Here is a 446-nt window from a genome sequence, read left to right as displayed (position 1 = left end):
CCAAGATTCCTTTTGAGCTGTCTAAAACTGAGATATGCATGAATCATGTCGGCCAGTTTATCTAAGTCGCTATTATCCTGTGAAAAACTAATCGATGCCTTTCTCAAAGATTCGATATAAAGCGATCCTATAAAGTATTTGATCTGGTCTTCTCGTTTTTTCTGTTGTTTCTGGCTTTGTTTTTTCTGTTGTTGTTCGGGATTCAGGGCTTTTTCTATTTTCTGATTCAGGTTTTTCGCTGCGGTCTGGTGGCGTTGTGTTTTGAGGATCTCATCCAGTGCATCGTGCATGGCAAAGTAGGCATCGATGTCATGTTTTTGATGGAGCTTGAGGATGTTTTGTTGCAGTGCATTGCGTTTGGCAGGTTCTGTCTGTTGGATCAGTTGCAGCTGAAGCATGCGTTTGTTGTAGGCATTGCGTTCATAGCGACATTTCTGGATCAGTTG

1 pseudogene is annotated in these 446 nt (G+C 41.9%); it reads right to left on the bottom strand.

The window, feature by feature from the left end:
- Positions 1-398: pseudogene (locus tag ACLF5H_RS37350) on the bottom strand (hypothetical protein); the annotation flags it as partial.
- Positions 399-446 lie beyond the last annotated feature (48 nt).

The sequence above is a fragment of the Streptomyces sp. LaBMicrA B280 genome, from assembly GCF_049222185.1.
GTDB lineage: Bacteria > Actinomycetota > Actinomycetes > Streptomycetales > Streptomycetaceae > Streptomyces > Streptomyces murinus.
This window is presented reverse-complemented; position numbering and strand designations above follow the sequence as displayed.